This window comes from Arthrobacter sp. MMS18-M83 (genome assembly GCF_026683955.1).
Classification (GTDB): domain Bacteria; phylum Actinomycetota; class Actinomycetes; order Actinomycetales; family Micrococcaceae; genus Arthrobacter.
Genome location: NZ_CP113343.1, coordinates 3,383,266 through 3,401,961 on the forward strand (window position 1 = coordinate 3,383,266; position 18,696 = coordinate 3,401,961).

At 64.6% G+C, this 18,696-nt stretch carries 15 protein-coding genes; 11 read left to right on the forward strand and 4 right to left on the reverse strand.

All coding sequences use genetic code 11. From position 1 onward, the window contains the following. Positions 1-243: 243 nt before the first annotated feature. The 4 genes from OW521_RS16065 to OW521_RS16080 all read left to right on the forward strand — a co-directional run bounded on the left by OW521_RS16065 (position 244) and on the right by OW521_RS16080 (position 5,010). Positions 244-1,125 (forward strand): hypothetical protein, encoded by an 882-nt coding sequence (locus OW521_RS16065; protein ID WP_268020612.1) that lies wholly within the window; start codon positions 244-246, stop codon positions 1,123-1,125. A gap of 496 nt (positions 1,126-1,621) precedes the next feature. Further along, a complete protein-coding gene (locus OW521_RS16070; protein WP_326493967.1) occupies positions 1,622-2,293 on the forward strand; it encodes a hypothetical protein in 672 nt (223 codons plus the stop codon). A gap of 90 nt (positions 2,294-2,383) precedes the next feature. Continuing rightward, the gene (locus OW521_RS16075) at positions 2,384-3,604 is read left to right on the forward strand and encodes an MFS transporter (protein WP_268020613.1); all 1,221 of its coding nucleotides are present in this window, start codon (positions 2,384-2,386) and stop codon (positions 3,602-3,604) included. Between the two features lie 155 nt (positions 3,605-3,759). Further along, entirely contained in the window at positions 3,760-5,010 is a 1,251-nt protein-coding gene (locus OW521_RS16080) for an acyltransferase family protein (RefSeq protein ID WP_268020614.1), read from the forward strand. Between the two features lie 3 nt (positions 5,011-5,013). Here the strand turns inward: OW521_RS16080 and OW521_RS16085 are convergent, their stop codons facing one another. Further along, positions 5,014-5,808 (reverse strand): alpha/beta fold hydrolase, encoded by a 795-nt coding sequence (locus tag OW521_RS16085; RefSeq protein ID WP_268020615.1) that lies wholly within the window; start codon positions 5,806-5,808, stop codon positions 5,014-5,016. 225 nt (positions 5,809-6,033) lie between these two features. On the opposite strand from OW521_RS16085, the gene OW521_RS16090 reads away from it, so the two are divergent. Genes OW521_RS16090 through OW521_RS16100 form a run of 3 tightly spaced genes read left to right on the forward strand, consistent with a single transcriptional unit; the run spans position 6,034 to position 9,092 of the window. Further along, a complete protein-coding gene (locus OW521_RS16090; protein ID WP_268020616.1) occupies positions 6,034-7,089 on the forward strand; it encodes a permease in 1,056 nt (351 codons plus the stop codon). A 7-nt stretch (positions 7,090-7,096) separates the two neighbouring features. Then, positions 7,097-7,846: a TIGR03943 family putative permease subunit gene (locus OW521_RS16095; protein ID WP_268020617.1), complete on the forward strand. Its 750-nt coding sequence runs from the start codon at positions 7,097-7,099 to the stop codon at positions 7,844-7,846. After that, positions 7,836-9,092 carry a hypothetical protein gene (locus OW521_RS16100; protein WP_268020618.1) on the forward strand — a complete coding sequence of 419 codons (1,257 nt, stop codon included), beginning with the start codon at positions 7,836-7,838 and terminating at the stop codon, positions 9,090-9,092. The genes OW521_RS16095 and OW521_RS16100 overlap by 11 nt, the downstream gene beginning before the upstream one ends. A 29-nt stretch (positions 9,093-9,121) precedes the next feature. Here the strand turns inward: OW521_RS16100 and OW521_RS16105 are convergent, their stop codons facing one another. Genes OW521_RS16105 through OW521_RS16115 form a run of 3 tightly spaced genes read right to left on the reverse strand, consistent with a single transcriptional unit; the run spans position 9,122 to position 13,269 of the window. Then, positions 9,122-10,042 (reverse strand): phosphatase PAP2 family protein, encoded by a 921-nt coding sequence (locus OW521_RS16105; RefSeq protein WP_268020619.1) that lies wholly within the window; start codon positions 10,040-10,042, stop codon positions 9,122-9,124. 32 nt (positions 10,043-10,074) lie between these two features. Then, on the reverse strand, positions 10,075-11,097 hold the full coding sequence (locus OW521_RS16110; protein ID WP_268020620.1) for a glycosyltransferase: 1,023 nt from the start codon (positions 11,095-11,097) through the stop codon (positions 10,075-10,077). Then, a complete protein-coding gene (locus OW521_RS16115; protein ID WP_268020621.1) occupies positions 11,098-13,269 on the reverse strand; it encodes an amylo-alpha-1,6-glucosidase in 2,172 nt (723 codons plus the stop codon). 707 nt (positions 13,270-13,976) lie between these two features. On the opposite strand from OW521_RS16115, the gene OW521_RS16120 reads away from it, so the two are divergent. Genes OW521_RS16120 through OW521_RS16135 form a run of 4 tightly spaced genes read left to right on the forward strand, consistent with a single transcriptional unit; the run spans position 13,977 to position 18,684 of the window. Then, positions 13,977-15,395: an extracellular solute-binding protein gene (locus OW521_RS16120; RefSeq protein WP_268020622.1), complete on the forward strand. Its 1,419-nt coding sequence runs from the start codon at positions 13,977-13,979 to the stop codon at positions 15,393-15,395. Beyond that, positions 15,392-16,336 carry a carbohydrate ABC transporter permease gene (locus OW521_RS16125; protein ID WP_442781165.1) on the forward strand — a complete coding sequence of 315 codons (945 nt, stop codon included), beginning with the start codon at positions 15,392-15,394 and terminating at the stop codon, positions 16,334-16,336. Before OW521_RS16120 ends, OW521_RS16125 begins: the two co-directional genes overlap by 4 nt. A gap of 8 nt (positions 16,337-16,344) precedes the next feature. Beyond that, positions 16,345-17,232 carry a carbohydrate ABC transporter permease gene (locus OW521_RS16130; protein ID WP_442781166.1) on the forward strand — a complete coding sequence of 296 codons (888 nt, stop codon included), beginning with the start codon at positions 16,345-16,347 and terminating at the stop codon, positions 17,230-17,232. 27 nt (positions 17,233-17,259) lie between these two features. Further along, entirely contained in the window at positions 17,260-18,684 is a 1,425-nt protein-coding gene (locus tag OW521_RS16135; protein ID WP_268020623.1) for a glycoside hydrolase family 32 protein, read from the forward strand. The last annotated feature ends 12 nt before the right edge of the window (positions 18,685-18,696 follow it).

The window sequence follows — 18,696 nt, forward strand, 5'->3', positions numbered from 1 at the left end:
CACTCTATTAACTACTTGGATTGCTCCCTCCCGGCCGGTTTCATACTCGACTGCTACCTGGATTGCAAATTGTCGCTTCTGCCCAGACTTTCCTAAAGTTGGTGGCGGACGTCTTCCGTATTGCGGGGCGTCCTCGCCATGACCGGGAACTGGGCCCGGGCATGGTGCACCCCCATCTTTCACTTTTGTGACAATTCGCTGCGCCCGTTTCTGGACCCGAGGCCAGCACCCAGGAGCCTCATTTTGATTCCAAAAAACCTTGCTTTCGCGTTCGCTGCATTGCTCCTCGTCGGACTGACCAGTGCCTCGGCCATCCCTACCGGTTCCAGTGCTGGCCCTTCCACCAAACCAGCGCCCGACGCCGGACCCGCACCCATCGCGAACGCCGCGCCCGCCGCCCAGGTCGCCCCTGCCGCCACTCCGGCTGCGGCCGCTCCCGCTCCGGCAGCAGCTCCAGCACCCCCCGCCGTTCCGCAGCCTGCCGCCGCAGCGGCGCCCGCCGTCGTCGTGCCCCAAGCTGCCCCGAACGGCTCCGTGAAGGTGCTCGACACCACCGCGGCCATCACTGATCCCGCCTGGTTCCGTCAGGCATACGCCGAGGGCTTCCGTCTCTACGTGATGCACTCAACCGTTTGGGGCACGTGCACCCCGTGGCAACAGACCCAGGCCCAATTGAAGATGGCGCTCGACGCCGGGCTCAAGATCGCGGTCTACACGCGTGACGCATCGTGCTGGGAAGGCGGCATCAAAGCCGCAGGCCCGTACATGTCCCAGCTGCAGTTCTTCGCCCTGGACGTCGAGCCCGGGAGTTCGCCCGTGACGGGTGCCATGGTGGATGGCGTGCGCAGCCTGGGCGTTCGCCCCGTGATCTACAGCGGAAGCGGCATGTGGCCCGGGTTGATGAACAACAGCGCCGCGTTCTCGGACGTACCCCTGTGGGATACCAACGCGGGCAACATCAACTACGCCAGCTGGACCGCGAATTACCTGGCTCCGGCCCCGGTGCAGTACGGCGGCTGGAACACGGCCCGGACCATGCGCGTGGGGATCCAGCAGAAGTTCGAGCACAACCTGAACGGGATCAACGTAGACCTGAACTCCTTCAGCGCCAGCTTCCTCAAGTAGGCGCGGCGCTTCTTGCCGTGCGCGGCGCTTCTTGCCCTGCGCGGCGCTAAATTCCTGGCGCGGCGGGAATTCCGGGGGCGTCAGGAAAACGCGGTGTCGGAGGGCACGGGGCGCATCGGAGGGCGCGGGGCGCGTCGGGATTATTTCCGCGGAGTTGTCCACATGGAGTAAATCGGTGCTGCCAAGGCCGCAGTCCGCGTGGCAGTTTCGTATCCATGACCCACTTGCCCCGCCTGATCCTCAGCCGGGATCACCTTTTTCACGGAACTACTCTCAAGGAACTCGCCCGGAGTGCCAAGGCGGGTACCCTCTATCGCATTCGCCAAGGGGTGTACGTGGACGGCGCTGTGTGGGCCGCGCTGAAACCGTGGGAACAATACCGTGTCCGGGTCAGCGCCGCAGCCGAAACTTCCAGCGCACGGACCATATTCGCCAGGCACTCGGCAGCGTCGGTCTGGGGATCCCGACCATAGGCGTGCATCATCCGGTGCAAGCTGTGACCCTGAAGAACGACGGCGGCCGCTCGCGTGCCGGGATATCCCGCCACTACGCGGACCCCGCCAGCCTTATGGTGCGTCGTCGCGAAGGGCTATTGGTGACGGACAGGGTGCGCACAGTGCTGGACCTGGCCGCTTTTACCCCGTTCGTCGAATCAATCGCTCCCTTGGACCACGTGCTCAAAGACGATCGGAAACGGGGACTGCCGGCCATCACGAAAGAGACGCTGCTGGCAGGAGCGGATGGAATCTATACGGCAGCAGCCATCCGGAGGATCCAAGCCGCCGTCGATTTCGCAGATCCCTTGTCCGGATCTGCCGGGGAATCCTACAGCCGCGCTTTAATGCACGCTGCCGGATTCGAGGCTCCTGTACTTCAACGTGAATTCCGCGACGAAGCAGGCCTCGTGGGCTATTCGGACTTCTATTGGAAGGGTGCGCGGGTGGCAGGGGAGTTCGACGGCATCGATAAATACCTGAAGCCGGAATTCCTGAAGGGACGGACTGCCGCCCAAGCCGTGGTCGAGGAGAAGCTGCGGGAGGACCGGATCCGTGCCACCGGGTGCGGCGTCGTCCGTTGGGTGTGGGCAGAACTCATGGCTCCCGGCGTGTTCGAACGGAAGCTGGCAACGGCAGGGGTGCCCCGGCGTCGTGCGCGAGGAGCCCTATGACGCGCAAAGTGTCCCGCGCTGCGCAGAATGCCTGGCGCTGCTGGAATTCCGGGTGCGATAGGTATTTTGCGCGTCGCTAGGATAGTAGGGATGACCACCACCAGCACCATCCGACCCTTCAACCTCCGCAGCATTGCCTTGCCTGCCTTCGGGCCCGCACTGCTGTTCTGCATAGGCGAGGGCGCTGTACTTCCGGTGGTGGCATTGTCCGCCCGCGATCTTGGCGCTTCCGTTGCCGTTTCCGCCCTGGTGGTCACATTAATAGGGCTGGGCTCCTGGCTCTTCAACCTGCCGGCGTCGCTCATCACCATCAAGTTCGGTGAGCGGTGGTCCATAGTAGGCGCAGGTGCCGCCGGAGCCTTGGCTTTGCTGGCCGCAGGATTCGCACCACTCCTTGCCCACAACGGCATCTGGTTGCTCGCAGCCGCCATGACCGTGGTCGGGATGTCCACGAGCGTCTTCAACCTGGCTCGCCAGAAGTACCTCACCGAGGCCGTCCCGGTCATTTTCCGGGCCCGCGCCCTGTCTACGCTGGGCGGCGTCACCCGGATCGGCGTGTTCGTCGGCCCGTTCGTCGGCGCGGCGGTGATGCAGTTCGCAGGCATCAGCGGTGCGTATTGGGTCGGCGTTGTGGGCATGGCGGCTGCAGCGGTGCTGTCCCTCACCATCCCCGACCTCGTTGTGCCGGACGACGCCGACGGCAGCCCCAAAGGACCCGAACCCACCCTCCGGGGCGTGGCGGTTTCCCACGCGGGCGTGTTCCTGACGATCGGCACCGGGATCCTCCTGCTCAGCGCGCTCCGGGCCTCCCGCCAGGTGGTCATCCCTCTGTGGGCGGACCACCTGGGACTGGACGCAACACACGCCTCACTCATCTACGGCCTGTCCGGGGCGATTGACATGCTCGTGTTCTACCCCGCCGGCAAACTCATGGACCGCAAGGGGCGGATGTGGGTTGCCGTGCCGTCCACGCTCATCATGGGCGCGGCGTTGTTCCTGATGCCCCTATCGGCCGAGTTTGTAGGATTGCTCCTGGCTTCGCTCCTGATCGGCTTCGGCAACGGCATCAGCTCGGGACTCATCATGACGCTCGGCGCCGACTTCTCCCCGGACAACGGCCGCGGCCAATTCCTCGGCTTGTGGCGGTTCATCTCCGACGCCGGTTCCACCGGTGGACCCGTCCTGCTCTCGGCCCTCACAGCCGCGGTATCCCTTGCAGCCGGCGTCTGGGCCACAGGCGTTCTGGGCGTGGCCGCTGCGGCCGTGTTCGCCGTCGCGCTCCCCAAGCTCAAACACCGCCGCAACTACTAAGGCGCCCGACGACGGCGGGACGCGCCGCCGTCGGACGCTGCCTGATGTGGGCGGCGGAGTCAGCCGGTAGCGGCTATGTGGGGCGGGTCCTGCACCCAGGCCGCCTGCCGCCCACTCCCAGACTCCGGTCAGGAGCCTCCGGTATGGTGAATCGGATGGTTTCAGTCATCACGCCTCCGCGTCCCGCCACTTCCTGGAAACCCACCGGGAATCCGGCCCCGGCGAAAGCCAGACCGGAAGGCGCAGGAGCTCCCCGGCCGAAGATCGATTCACAGCAGTCCAGGCCTGATCTCGGGACACTGACCGCGCTGCGTTTCGTTGCGGCGCTGTGGGTGGTGCTTTTCCATCTTCAGGCCATGCGGCAGACTTTCCTGGCCCCCGTCTACGAGCTGTTCGGCCCTGTCATTTCCAATGGTGACCTGGGCGTGGACGTGTTTTTTGTGCTCAGCGGCTTCATCATCACTTACACCTACCTGGACCGGCTGGGCCCGCGGTTCCGCTGGCGTGCGGCCGCGGACTTTGTCTGGGCCCGGTTCGCCCGGATGTGGCCGGCGTTCGCCTTGGTGGTGGGCGTGCTGGGCCTGTGGTTCGCGTACGGAACCGAGGAACAATCCGTGGGGACCTGGTCCCTGCAGACCCAGGCCCCGGATCTGTCGCCGTGGGGGCTGGCCAAGCAACTGCTGATGGTCCATCTCTGGTTCCAACCGGGCACCGACGGCGCCAGCTGGTTCGGGCCGGGCTGGACGGTCAGCGCCGAATGGATGGCTTATCTGGCGTTCCCGCTGCTGGCGATGGTCCTCTTCCGGCTGCGTCGGCTGCATCCGCTGGCAGCGCTTGCAGCTTCAGTGATGGTCCTCCTGCCGACAGCCATTTGGGGCCAGGACCTGCCGATCGCCACCGGCGAGCAGCAGCCGTACGAGTGGCTGCTCCGGATCACCTGCTGCTTCCTCTCCGGCGCCTTCGCCTGCATCGCCGCGCGGAATGCGGACCGAATGAACTTCAACTCCGCGCTCGCAGGGCCGGGCGCGGTACTGGCCGGAACCGCCGTCGTCATCTTCCTGGCAGCGGCAGGAAAACCGGGCCCGGGACGGCTTGCGGTGCTGGCCTTCCCGCTGCTGATCGCGCTCCTGAGCCTGACCCAGGGCTGGCTTCGCTCGGCGCTGTCGGCACGCTGGCTGCAGTATGGCGGACGCAGCTCTTACAGCCTGTACCTGGTCCACATGTTCTTTATCTATCTCTACTACTGGCTGAACAGGGACTGGCCGAATGGTGCGGGTCCTGTGGCCTCGAACGTGCTCGCGGCGGGCTGCCTGACCGGAATTGCCCTCGCCACCCATCTGATGTTCAAGTATGTCGAGGAACCTGCCCGCCTCCGGCTGCGCGCGCTGGTGCCGGCGGCGCGCTGAGCCTCAGCCGACCGAACCAAGGAACGCCGTCGCATCCTCTGCCACCTGGTCCGGACACTCCCACAAGACCAAGTGCCCCACACCTGGATAGACCTTCAACACGGCGTCCGGTATTCGGGCCGCCAAGGCTTCCTGGTGCCTCCGAGGCAGCACGGAGTCGTGCGCGCCCCACAGGATCAGGGTGGGCGCGAGAATTGTTCCGGCCTCGGTTGGGGGCGTGGCCGTGCACAAACCATCGAGGATGCGCTTCCACGCGTGCGCCGGCATCCTGATCCCGTCGTGTACCCGGTCCTCGATGAACCACGTGGGAACAGCATGCAGCAGGGGAAACCAGGACAGGGAAGTCCGTACCCAGTCCTCGTCGATGGGGTCCTCAAGGCGGTCGATGTCCTTGGCGAAAGATGGCCGGGCCCGAAGGCTCAACGGGGAACCCGCCAGCACGAGCGCCGCGACACGATCGGGGTACTGGATGGCCAACTGCTGGGCCACGTAGCCGCCACTGGAGGAGCCAAGGACGAATGCCCTGTCCACATCGACGGCATCCAGGATGGCCGCGGCGTCCTCGGCCTGTTCTGCCAGCGAATAGCCTTCCGGTGGTTTGTCCGCATCGCCCTGCCCGCGGAGGTCGGGAGCGTAAACCCTGAAGCTGGTCAGCCGGGGTACAAGACGGTCAAAGCTTCGACGGGATTCACCCCATGCATGCAATAGCACCAGCGGCTTTGCATCGACGTCGCCCTGGACGAGACACGGCACCGTGATGCCCGTGCTGAGCCTGAGATTCAGGACTTCGGAGCCCATAGCCTCAGGGTACGCCTCGGCTCGCCCCCGAAGGCACTGTAGCGACGGCCGCCGTCGGGCACTGTGGCTCGCCCCCGGGCACCTGCGAGGCTACGGCGAGAGACGGGTGGTCATTACTCGTTCCTTCCCGCGCTCGGTTGGGTAGAACTTCTGCTGTAAGTAGTTAGCTTTCCCAGCCCTTTCCGGTCAGGCCCTTCCGGCCGGGTCAGGGAGGAAGGAGTGCCCGTGACGCTGCCCGCCGTCGACACAAGCGAACAGTCGGCACACGAGCACAAAAGCTCGGCGCCCACTTTCAGATCGAAGTCTGCTGCCGGGCTCGCCGTCGGTCTCGCACTAGTTGTCCTGTTCGCCGTGGTCCGGGTGCTGGCACCGCCCGCGTCGGCAACCTTTGGACTTCCCGACGCCGCCCGCGACTTTGCGACGCTCTCGATCAGCGTGGTGGTCGAATCCCTGCCCTTCGTTTTCCTCGGGATTGTCCTCTCGATCGCTGTCCAGGTCTGGCTGCCGGAGGGCATGCTGCTCCGTCGGCTGCCACGAAGCCCGGTGCTGCGGCGCCTGGTGCTCTCGCTCCTGGGAATGCTGCTGCCGGTGTGCGAGTGCGGGAATGTTCCATTGGCCCGGGGATTGGTGGTCAAGGGCCTCACGGTTGCCGAGTCGATGACCTTCCTGTTCGCAGCCCCCATCCTGAATCCCGTCACCATCGTCACCACCGCGCAGGCATTCGGCTGGGACAACGGCGTCCTGGTCTCCCGCGTTTTTGGCGGCTTCTTCATCGCGAACCTTGTCGGTTGGATCTACAGCCGGCATCCGCGCCCCCAGGACCTGCTGACCACCCGTTTCCAGGAGACCTGTAGCCTGGCTGACCACCACGGCCCTGCCAGCCGGGTGAAGCGCAGCGTGCGGATGTTCTCGCAGGAGACGCGTGCCATGATGCCGGCCTTGTTCATTGGCGCAGGCATGGCCGGGCTGATCCAGGTTGCTGTCTCCCGTGAAGTGCTGGTCACCCTGGGCGGGAACCCCGTCTGGTCTGTCCTGGCGCTGATGCTGCTGGCGTTCGTTGTCGCGATCTGCTCGAACGTGGATGCTTTCTTCATCCTGTCTTTCGGCGCAACCTTCATGCCGGGAGGGATCGTTTCTTTCCTCGTTTTCGGGCCGATGATCGACGTAAAAATGCTCGCCCTGATGCGCACCACGTTCACCGCGAAAACGCTTCTGCAGCTCAGCCTGCTGGTAGCACTGTGCGCGGCTGTACTCGGGTTGGCGGTCAACTATGGTCATTAGGCGGCTCGTGGCCCACTGGCAGGGCGTGGTTCTCGGCCTGATCGGCCTCATCGCCACGATCTGGCTGGGGCTCACAGGCCAGCTTGCTTTGTACATCCATCCACGGTATTTCGTGTTCACGATCATCATGGCCGTGATAGCCGCCGTGCTTGCCCTCGCGGCCTTCACCCTGGATCCCGCCACCCCGGACGAGCACGACAACGACCACGACCACGCCGAGGAGGGCAGATCCCGGTGGGGCTGGCTGTGGTCGGTCGGAAGCGTGCTCACGGTGATCGCCGCCGTCGTCGCCTTGCTGATCCTGCCGCCGTCGACCCTCACCACGGCGACAGTCGCCCAACGGGACCTCAACGGCTCGGCCTCTGCCCTCACGCTGAAAGCGCCCGCCCTGCCCAGCAAAGGCGACTACTCCGCGTTCACCGTGAGGGACTGGGCATCGCTGCTTCGCTCCGGCGCCGGACAGGACTTCTTTGCCGACAAGACTGCCACCGTGACCGGGTTCATCACCCCGGACAAGACTGATCCGAATGTTTTCTTCGTGGCCCGCTTTGTGGTCACCTGTTGCGCGGTCGATGCGCAACCGATCGGCATTCCGGTGTACCACCCGGGTTGGCAGAATGAGTACACAACCGACAGCTGGGTCACGATCTCCAGCGGTTTTCGCGCCAACCCCAACCCGGCCAGCCGCGAGGCCATCGTGCTGATCCCGGATTCCATCATCCCCACCACCCAGCCGGCGCAGCCCTATGTCTACTAAGCGCAGCCCTGCCTCTGCCAAGCGGGCCGCGGCCGCTGCAGCCGCCGCCGCGCTCGCCGCTGGGCGCCGCTTCGCCCGGCGGCTCTACGGCACCATCACGATCCTCACGCTGCTTGCCGGTGGCCTCACCGCCGCGAACCTGGCGAAGCTGCCACACCCCAACTCCACCTCGGCGCTAACCCGTTCCTCCGCCTCCGCAGACTTCGCGCTGTACACCCTGCAACGGGACACGGGCAAGGACAACACAGGGGTGAAGAAGCCGGACACCATCCGCGGCACAAGTCTTTCCGGCACCGGCGAACCCACTGCCATTGTCAGTGCTCCCCGCATTCAGGAATATGCCGCCCTTCCCTCCGCCCTCGCCGTAGTCACGATCAACGATGACAACACCAGCTCACTGGAGATCGTCTCCCTCGCCGGCGGCCCGCCAACCCTGGTTCCCTTGCCAAGCCTGGGAACAGTGGCGAACCTTCATGCGGCAGGATCCAAACACCTCATCGGTTTCACGTTCACCGCGTCGTCGGCCACAGGCCAGTACTGGAAGACACTCTTCGTGTACGACGTCGACAATCCGTCCGCGGGTCCGCGCCCCGTCCAGGGGATAAACGGCACGGTGTCGGCTGCGGATTGGCGCTTTGTGCCCGATGCGGCCACGTTGGTGGTGCGGACCGATGACGGATCCATGTTTCTCATTGACGCGTTGGAACCGGGCAAGGTGTCGCCTTTGGGTACGCACGCCGGGATTCTCGGATTCGTCCCCGGCACCAACGAACTCGCCGTGGCCGACCCGGGGCTGAGAAAAGGCATAGACCCGCTCCGATATTCAACCATCAGCCTCGCCACCGGCACACCGGCACCGCTGAAACTCACTGGGACCTCCGCGACCGATCCTGCCAACGGGGTCACCGCCTCCGCGGGCCAGCCCCTCGTCCTGGACGGTTCCGGCCAGTACGTGCAAGTCGTGAGAAAGTACGACGCCGGAAAAGAGGCTTCCGCCGTCATCCTCACCGGCAAGAACGGCCCGCGCCAGTTCTACCAGCCTTCCGCCGCATGGTCGCGCATTCTGGACCTCTGCGTCTCTCCGGCCCGTGACTACCTCGCGATCGAAACGGCACCCCCGGAATACGCAGGAGACCAATACCCCGTTCTCCCCGAACCCTTCCCCATGCGGACAGACCTCGTGGATCTGAAGACCGGCAGGGTCCTGAAAAGCGTTCCAGGGTTTCTCCCGAGCTGGTGCGGCTGACGCCTAAGGCGAATGCCGCCGTCGGGCGCTCAAGGTGTGGGCCGCCGTCGGGCGCTCAGTCCGAAAAGCCAGGTGGCAGCGACCGTTGCCAGATAACCGGTGATGACGATCAGCGCGGCCCCGGCCCAAAAGTAGTTGGTGGTGCTGCTTTCCTGTCCGAAACCAGGGGCGATCTTGATCAGCGAGTACACAGCAACAGCCGCCGCCGCGACGCCCGCCAGCGCCGACAACAACAGCCACAAACGCGAGGACGCCCAATGGTCGCCGCGATCGTCCTGGACGTTCCAGCGGTTCCCGGTGCGCAGCACCAGCCAGCCGGCCGGGAGCATGACCGCTCCCACCAGGAGGAACGCGGCTACGACGTCGGCGGGCCGGTGCCACTGGTTGATCAGCGTGGACACACCGGCCGCCACCGCGAACGTGCCGCCCAGGAACCCGGCCACAGGGCGCCAGCGGGGCGACACCACCAGGAACACCGCGGCTGCCGCCGAGGCCGCCAGGGTCGTGTGGCCGGACGGCAGCGAATTCAGCTCGATGGTCTCGACACCTCGGAACGGCCTGTCCGGGAACCAATCCTTCAAGATCTGCGTGGCCAGGTTCGCCGCCACACAAGCGGCCAGGGCAATGCCCGCAGCCTTCCAGCGCCGGCGCGCTATCGTGACGAAAAGGACGACGACGGCGGCGATCGCCACCGAAATGACCGGCAACCAATCGAGGAACTTGGTGGTTGCCCGCTCGGCCGGGCCGTTGAGGGTCACGGCTTCCACCAGGGCGGATTCGTCGATGTACTGTCCCGTTGTGGTGCGGACGAAGAAATAGTAGGTGGCCGCGAAGCCAGCCACGCATGCCAAGGTTGCCAGCACAAAAAGGAAACCCGTTCCGGCGCCTGCCCAGCGCTTGTTTGCGGTCCTCTGTGTGGCCGTCAGCCGGCCTGTGCTAGGAAAACTCATCCCCTTCAGGGTGCCATATCTAGCTGGGAGGATCACTTCTGCTCGGCGAGAAGCTCCTCATAGAGCTCCAGGTGTTCGGCAACCATCCTTTCGGCGCCGAAATAGGTTTCCGCGGCCCGGCGGCATTCGCCTCGGTCCAGCGTGGCGGCGGCAACGAGGGCGGACGCGAGTTCCGGAGGATTGGAACCCAGGTAACCCGTGACGCCTTCACAAACGATCTCCGGGGCGGATCCTCGGAAAGTTGCCACTACTGGCGTGCCGGTAGCGAGGGCCTCAATCATGGCCATCCCGAAGGGTTCATCCCACTGAATCGGATTCAGCAAAGCCACGGAGCCGCCCAGGAGGACGAACTTGTCCGCGGCGTTCAGCTCGCCGAGGTATTCGACGTCGGGCCCCAGCAATGGTGCGATGACCGCGGAGTAATACTCATGCTCCTCCGCGCTGTACATTTTGGCCGCAATTCGGAGCGGAATCTGGGCCAGCTTGGCGGCCTCTATTGCTTCCGGCAAGCCCTTGCCGGGATGCATCCGGCCAAGGAAGCTGGCGTAGCCGCCGTCGCCGGATCCGAGCGGGACGGATTGCGTGTCGATGCCGTGGTGAATGACCCTCCGTGTCTTGATTCCGGGGGCAGTATCTGCCTGATGATGCGAGATCGCAATGATCGCGGTGTCGGTTGCCATTGCTTGGTAGATGTCATGGTTTTCGGCTGAAAAGGGGAGATGGGCCGTTGCGACGAGGGGAATACCGCCTGGCCGATGCCGATAGAGTGGCCCGGCCAGCGTGTTGTCGTGGATGAGGTCCACGCCCTCCATGGCCGCGAAGGCATACACGCTGTGGCGAAGTTCGTCGGTGCCGTTCCCAATCCTGGATCCGTCCGCGAGCGGAGGACCGGGGACCTTGGCCACTGGACATGTGCTTCCGGACGCCGCCGCCAGAAGCACATCATGACCGGCTGCGGACAGGCCACGCGCCAGGATATCGATGATCGACTCGGTGCCGCCGTAAGCGGGCGGTGGGACGGGGATCCAGGGCGGGGCAACCAATCCGATGCGCATCTACTTCCCCCGCCGCGGTCCAGCGGTGGCATGGTGGACATCCAACAGGTCGGAAAGCGGTTTGCGGGCCTCGAGGTGCAGCGCAATATTCTCAGGCAGGTCCGTGACCCGTGTTTTTCCGTTGACCACCTCCAGGGAAATCCGGGATCCGGCCAGCGGAATGTTCCGCATCTTGATGTCCCCGAAGCCCTCCGGGACCACAGGAGCCAGCCAGAGGCCTCCGTGTGTGAGGCAGGGATCGAAGCGGAGCAGAACGCGGAGCAGGTGAACCGGTGTGGCGGCCGCCCACGCCTGCGGTGAACATGACGAGGGATACGGAACGGGCATTCCGTAGGTTTTCCTGTCCAAGCCGCAGAACAATTCCGGCAGCCGCCCGCCAAAAGCCTCCGCCGCATCCAAGAGGCCCATGACGATCCGCTGGGACTCCTCCACAAAGCCGTACCGCATCAAGCCGCCGGCAATGAGGGCATTGTCGTGCGGCCACACCGAGCCGTTGTGGTAGCTCGCAGGATTGTAGGCTGCCATGTCTGAGGCGAGCGTCCGGACACCCCACCCGGTGAACATGGTGTCCGACATCAGCCGTTCCGCGACCAAGGGAGCCTTGTCGTCGTCGACGATTCCGCTCCAGAGGCAGTGGCCCATATTTGACGCGCACGCATCTACTGGCCGCTTGTCGCGGTCCAGGGCGATCGCGAAATAGCCGCGTTCAGGGAGCCAGAACTGCTCGTTGAACTTGCGCTTGAGTTCGGCCGCCCGCGCACCCCACACCGCAGCAAGCTTGGCATCTCCGTCCTCTTGGGCTATGAGTGCCCTGCTGAGATAGGCCGTGTACACGTAGCCCTGGACTTCGCACAGCGCGGTTGGAGGCATGGCCAAAGTGCCGTCGGCGAAGTTGATGCCGTCCCCGGAATCCTTCCAGCCTTGGTTGAACAGCCCTTGGTCCGTGGCCCGCGAGTACTCCACGAAGCCATCCCCGTCGGCGTCTCCGTAGTCGCGGATCCAATCCAAGGCCCGGTCCACCGCTGGCAGGAGGGATTCCGTGACCTCGGAGCGGAATCCCCAGCGGGTGAGCTCCCCGGCAAGCGTGACGAACAACGGAGTGGCATCCACCGACCCGTAGTAGGCACTCCCGCCCCCGAGGGCCAAACCCGTGCTGGCGCCCAGGCGGACCTCATGCAGGATCCGGCCGGGTTCCTCTTCGCTCAGCGGGTTGACGGTGCGGCCCTGGTGGTCGGCGAGGGTCCGCAGCGTCGCCAGGGCCAGCGAGGGGTCGAGGGGAAGGGTCATGAAGGAAGTCAGGAGCGAGTCCCGGCCGAAGAGGGCCATGAACCAAGGCGATCCTGCTGCCACCACCGTGCACCCAGGATGGTCGGGGTCGAAGATCCGCAACGAGCCGAGGTCTGCCCTGCTTTGATCCAACGCTTCTTGGAAGGCGTGGTTGGCCACTTCCGTTTGGGGAACCTTGCCGTGCCACTCCTGCAATCTCTCTTCCGGGACATCGTAAGGACGCTGGCTGCCCCAAACAGAGGCGTCGGCATCCGGTCCAACCCCGTCAATGCTTGGCGTGGCAGTCACGCTGGTGGACCAATGGCCTTGGGGCCCGATGGCCACGTCATAGCTGAGGACATCGCCGTCAACCAGGGCATTCGGGGCATCGACAGTGACCAGCACATGCCGCCCCTGCCGCTGGGACTCAAGGACCAAGGCCCCATTGCTGCCCTGCGCCAAATGCACACTCTCGTGCCGTGCCCGCCCTTCTTTGACTTCGAAGATGTCGGCAAAATCAGCATTCACCGTCAGCGAAACAGTGCATCGAGTGGCTTTGTGGGAAAAGTTCCTGACCGTGATTTCCTCGCGCACTCCGCCGAACAGGCTCCGTCGGCGTTCGATCAACAGGTGGCTGTCTGCCAGGCCGTCGGTGCGTGCCGCCCGGCCGATGAAATCGGCACGATAAGGCTCCGGGACCGGGGAGCCCAAGGCCTCGATGGCGTGCCCGTTCACCGCCAGGACCCAGTTGGAAACGAACCGAGTGTCCCGGAAAAACATTCCGTGGGGGCGTAGTTGGTCCATATCGCCGTTGGCTGCGGACACACAAAAGGATGTTCCCGCCAACAGCGTCACGGCGCCGGCGCCCGCCGAACCTGCAAGGTTTTCGGCATTCCAACCTGTCATCGATGAGCTCCAAGGTAGGGAAGGGGAATGGAAGGAAGAGGAGGAAGAGGAGGGGGTGGTGGTGGGGTAGGGAACGAGATATGGCCAATGAAAGCGACGGGGACTGGATCTGGGGATCGGAAGCAGGAGATGGGGATCGGGAATCTGGGCATAGGGATCGGAAACTGGAGATGGGGATGGGGAAACTGGGCAACTTGCATCAGCGTATTCTGCGCGTCTTCGGAAGTGAACCCTCCTGCACGTATGGCGGGTTTTGGGTGGACCCTCCTTCAGTCCTGGCGGGTTTTCCACTGACGCTCCTGCAGATATGGCGGGTTTTCCACCGACCCTCCTTCAGGTATGGCGGGTTTACCACCGACGCTCCTTCAGTTCTGACCCCTTGTTGCCGCAGATTGGGCCCCGATATGTGGTGGAGGGTTTAGGTTTTGGGGCCAATATCTGCAGGAGGGTCGGGGGTGTGGGGCGTATATGTGCGGGAGGGTCGGGGGTGTGGGGCGTATATGTGCGGGAGGGTCGGGGGTGTGGGGCGTATATGTGCAGGAGGGTTGGGGTTTGGGGGGCGATATCTGCAGGAGGGTTGGGGTTTGGGGCGGGATATCTGCAGGAGCGTTGGGGAACCGTGAGGTCGGCGTAACACGGATGTGACGCTTGACACGTGTTAGGTGATGGATTTACGCTACCTAACACGTGTTAGGAAGGAAAAAGACATGGCAGGAAGCAACGGGAAGTTGCGTGAGATCTCACGCAGGACAGCCCTTGGTGCCTTGGGCGCGGGAATTGTCGGAGCAACCGTGGCGTCGTGGCCACGGTTGACCGGCATGGACATCCCGGGCCGCGGGGACAACAGCCTCAGCATCGCCATCATGGGAACCGCAGCGGACGCAGCCGCCCGACAGCGGGTCATCGATGCGTTCGCGCGGGTCCACCCGGAAATCAGGGTGAAGGTCCAGGCCATCCAGGCCGCGGACTGGAAGGACTTCTTCACCAAGATCCTCACCATGGTGGCAGCAGGAACGCCACCGGACGTGGTCTACGTAGCCACCGAAGGCGCCCAGCTTTTCGCCGAGAAACTGGCCCACCCCTTGGACGAGTACCTTCGCCGCGATGCCGCGGACATGAAGGAATACTTCGCGGACGTCCACCCCAGCCTCGTGGAGGCGTTCATGTACAAGGGGAGCCTGTTCCAGCTTCCCATCGACTGGAACGCCGCCAACATGTACTACAACACCTCGGCTCTGCAGCAAGCCGGACTCGAACGTCCGTCGGATAACTGGACCCAGGCCGACTTCCGCAATACCCTTGCGGCGATGCGCAAAGCCAGGCCGCAGGACTTCACCCCGTACTACTGGACCAACAGGCTCTTCGGCGGCGTGGTTCCGTGGCTCTACGCCAACGACACCAGCTTCCTCAAGGAAACCAAGTCCGGCGGCGGCGGATGGCTCTGGGACAGCTTCTACGCCCAGGATCCGTCGCGCGGCCTGCGCTCGGGCGGCTATCAGTGGCTTGAACCCAATGCCGATGACCCACGTGTGTATGAGTCGTTCGACTACCTCCGCGGGCTCGTCAAGGACGGCTTGGGTGTCCGGCCCGAAGAGGGCGGCGGAAACTCACTCGTCGGGCTGTTCGCTTCCAACAGGATCGGCATGACGCCGGCGGGCGGCTACTGGGTGGAAGGCCTCCACGAAGCCGGAATGAAGGAGGACGGCTTCGACGTCCAGTTCTTCCCACGCTGGCGCACCCAGCGTCACCAGTTCGGTACCGCGGGTTACGCCATCATGAAGACCGCCAAGGACAAGGACGCTGCGTGGGAGTGGCTCAAGTTCTCTTCCAGCCTGGAAGCCATGCGCTTGGTCTTCCCGACGCCGAATACCACCCCGGCGCGCCGCTCCATGGTCAACGAGCAGTTGTACGCGGGACGCGGCCCCAAGCACTGGAAAGTCTTCTACGACACCCTGGACAAATTCCCCACCACAGGTCCCATTCCGGCACCGCCCCAGCAGGCCGCCGTCGAGACCGCATTGATGAAGAACGTATCCCTGGCCGTCAGCGGTGACGAGCGCCAACTCAAGCAGGCCCTCGACTCCATGCAACGCGACCTTGAGATCGCCTTGAGGAGGCAGGCATGAGCACGGCAACAACGGACATGTCCACCAAACGCCGGCACGGCGCCGCGGCGAAGAGCAAGACATCCGGAAAGCAGCGCCAGCGCTGGCTGCCTTGGGCGTTCTTGGCCCCGACCATCCTGGGCATGGGACTCTTCACCCTCGTGCCGATCGTGGCGTCCGTACTGCTCGCTTTCTTCCGCTGGGACATCATTTCGGCCCCAAGCTTCGTCGGGTTCGACAACTTCGCCGAAGTGGTTCAGGACCCCACGGTCCGGGTCTCGTTCCTGAACACCATCGTGTTCGTGGTGGTGGCCGTGGCGTTGCAGCTCGGCCTCGCCTTGGCGCTGGCCATCATGGTGCAGGAGAAACTCCCGGCCTGGCTCCGCGTCTTCTTCCGCAGCGCCTTCTTCTTCCCGCTGATACTGTCCGCGGCATCGGTGTCCATCTTCATGCGCTACCTGTTCAACGAACAATTCGGCGTGGTCAACTGGCTCCTGTCCTTCGTGGGCATCCCCGCGGTCCCTTGGCTGACGACGCCGGGCGGGTCTGCCGCCGTCGTGATCCTTGTGTATGTGTGGCAGAACTTCGGATTCTCGTTCCTGCTGTTCATCGGCGGCCTGGCGTCCATCCCCACCGAAACCTACGAGGCTGCATCGATCGACGGCGCCACGGGCTGGCGTAAACACCTCCACGTGACGCTGCCGCTTCTGAGCCCCACCACCTTGGTGGCATCCGTGATGGCGATCATCAACGCCCTGCAGGTGTTCGACCAGCCCTACGTCCTGACCCGCGGCGGCCCCGGCGACTCCACGCGCACCGCGGTGATGGTGATCTTCGAGTCCGCCTTCCAGCGCCTCGAGTTCGGCCAGGCCTCGGCGATCGGCGTGATCCTCACGCTGATCATCATGGCCATCACCGCCGCCCAGTTCCGGCTCAGCAAACGATTCGTCTTCTACCAGTAAGGCCCGCCATGACTACCACCTCAACCCAGCGCGCCGCCGTCGGACGCATCTCTCCCAACGGAGTCACGCCACGCAAGAAGCGGAACTGGAGCATGGCCGGACGAATCGTGCTGCTCCTGATCGCGTCCGTCCTCATCCTTGGCCCGGTGCTGTGGACCCTGTCCACCTCGTTGCGGCCACCTGCGGAATCGTTCCAGTTGCCGCCGTCGTTCCTTCCGCTCAATCCTGACTTCACGTCGTACGAGCAAGTCTTCAAACAGCTCAACATCATGCTTCTGGTCCTCAACAGTGCCCTCGTGACGGGACTGATCGCCGTCGGGCAGATGTTCACTGCGGCGCTGGCCGGGTATGCGTTCGCGAACCTCAAGTTCCGCGGCCGCGGGGCGCTGTTCTCGATCGTGTTGGCAACTATGATGGTCCCCGCGCAGGTGACGATTGTTCCGGTGTTCATGCTGATCCGCGGCATCGGTTTGTCCGACACGCTCCTCGCGCTGATCCTTCCGGCGATCCCGACGGCGTTCGGCACCTTCCTGATGCGCCAGTACTTCCTGGGGCTCCCGGGCGATTTGGGCGAGGCCGCGTCGATCGACGGCGCCTCGCCCTGGCGCACGTTCCGCTCGGTGTACGCGCCGCTGGCGATGCCGGGCATGGCAATCGTGGGCATCCTGGCGTTCAATTACCACTGGAACGAGTTCTTCCGCCCGCTCATCCTGACCATCTCCGAGCAGAACTTCACGCTCCCGCTAGGCCTGGTGTCGCTCCAGGGCAACCTCGGCACTGGCAGCATCTCGGTGGTGCTGGCGGGCGTGATCCTCTCCATGATTCCTGCCCTGGTGGTGTTCATGTTCGGCCAGCGCGCCCTGCGTGACGGACTCACCGCCGGCACAGGCAAATAGCCCTCCTACTTTCCTGAAAGGCCTTCGATGACGGACCTTGTAGCCTCCACTCCTTCCCTTGCCATGGCGGCCACCCACCCCGACCCCGCGTTCCCGCGCTTCCACCCCCGCCCTGCCCTAGGCTGGATCAACGATCCCAACGGCGTCAGCTACATCAACGGCCGGTACCACGTGTTCTTCCAGTTCAACCCGGAATCGGCCCGGCACCACCGGATCCAGTGGGGCCACGTGAGTTCCCCGGACCTGGTGCACTGGGATGAGCATCCCGTAGCGTTGCGCCCACAGGACGGCGGGCCGGACGAGTTCGGTTGCTGGACCGGCGTAGTGACGGACGACGACGGCGTCCCCACCGCCGCTTACTCCGGCGTCAGGGCGGATGGGGGTCACTCGCAAGTGGTGATTTCCCGCGGCTCGGCGGACTTGGTGTCGTGGGAGCAAACCGGCCACGTGGCGGCTACGATGCCGTCCGATGGCCTGGTCACGGCCGTGCGCGACCCCTTCATCTTCCACTTCAACAGCAAGCGCTACGCCATGCAGGGCGCCGGGCTGGCCAATGGACATGCTGCTTTGCTGCTGTACACGGTCGAGGACATGTCCGACTGGAAGTTCCAAGGGATCTGGCTGACCACCGAAAACCCCGTGGCCGCCACACACACGCCGGCCGAAATCTGGGAGTGCCCGCAGCTGGTCCGTGTCCCTTCCGACGGGGTAATTTCCGACGGCGTCCCTTCCGACGGCGCTGACACCTGGGTCATGATGTTTTCCCTGTGGCTCTCCGGTGACGACCACGAGCACGCCAACGGAGTGGGCCACCTCATTGGCTCGCTGGCCGAGGATCCGTCCACTGGACTGCCGGTGTTTGTCCCGCGTTCCGGAGGCAAGTCGGACCTTGGCCGGGATTTTTATGCCCCGCAGATCGTTCAGCTGGATTCCGGGTCCGCGTCGGAGCCGCGCGCCCTGCTGTGGGGATGGGCTAACGAAGGGCCCGGCCGTGATGGGCGCCGCGGCCGTTCGCAAGACCAGATCGACGCCGCGGGCTGGGCCGGCGTATTAACCCACCCGCGCTTCCTCTCGGTTGAGAACGATGCATTGGTGGTTGCTCCTGCGCCGGAGGTTGAGGCTTACCGGGGTTCCTCGGCTGCGGGCGGTGCGGCCGGGACGGTTTCCTTGCCGCCGTTTGCCGAAGCAATTGTGACCGGTGGCCTTGACGGTAGCGCTGGCGAGGTTCGGCTGGTGCTGGCCTCCGGAGCGGAGCGGCAAGTGGTGTTCGCGGGGCCGTTGTCCGGAGGCGAGGAACTCCGCATCTTCGTCGATGCTTCCCTGGTGGAGGTGTACCGGAAGGGCTCGGTGGCCACGACGCTCCGTGCCTACCCGGCCCTGGGTGAGGAATGGAGCCTTGAGCTTCCCGAAGGTGCAGCGGCGGACATCTGGGAACTGAAGCTGCCCGAATAGGCGGCAGGCCGC

Coding starts and splice junctions, on each gene's coding strand:
- OW521_RS16105 (WP_268020619.1), bottom strand. CDS start 10,042: ATGAGTTTTCCTAGCACAGGCCGGCTGACGGCCACACAGAGGACCGCA.
- OW521_RS16085 (WP_268020615.1), bottom strand. CDS start 5,808: ATGGGCTCCGAAGTCCTGAATCTCAGGCTCAGCACGGGCATCACGGTG.
- OW521_RS16080 (WP_268020614.1), top strand. CDS start 3,760: ATGGTTTCAGTCATCACGCCTCCGCGTCCCGCCACTTCCTGGAAACCC.
- OW521_RS16130 (WP_442781166.1), top strand. CDS start 16,345: ATGACTACCACCTCAACCCAGCGCGCCGCCGTCGGACGCATCTCTCCC.
- OW521_RS16075 (WP_268020613.1), top strand. CDS start 2,384: ATGACCACCACCAGCACCATCCGACCCTTCAACCTCCGCAGCATTGCC.
- OW521_RS16115 (WP_268020621.1), bottom strand. CDS start 13,269: ATGACAGGTTGGAATGCCGAAAACCTTGCAGGTTCGGCGGGCGCCGGC.
- OW521_RS16100 (WP_268020618.1), top strand. CDS start 7,836: ATGTCTACTAAGCGCAGCCCTGCCTCTGCCAAGCGGGCCGCGGCCGCT.
- OW521_RS16135 (WP_268020623.1), top strand. CDS start 17,260: ATGACGGACCTTGTAGCCTCCACTCCTTCCCTTGCCATGGCGGCCACC.
- OW521_RS16125 (WP_442781165.1), top strand. CDS start 15,392: ATGAGCACGGCAACAACGGACATGTCCACCAAACGCCGGCACGGCGCC.
- OW521_RS16120 (WP_268020622.1), top strand. CDS start 13,977: ATGGCAGGAAGCAACGGGAAGTTGCGTGAGATCTCACGCAGGACAGCC.
- OW521_RS16110 (WP_268020620.1), bottom strand. CDS start 11,097: ATGCGCATCGGATTGGTTGCCCCGCCCTGGATCCCCGTCCCACCGCCC.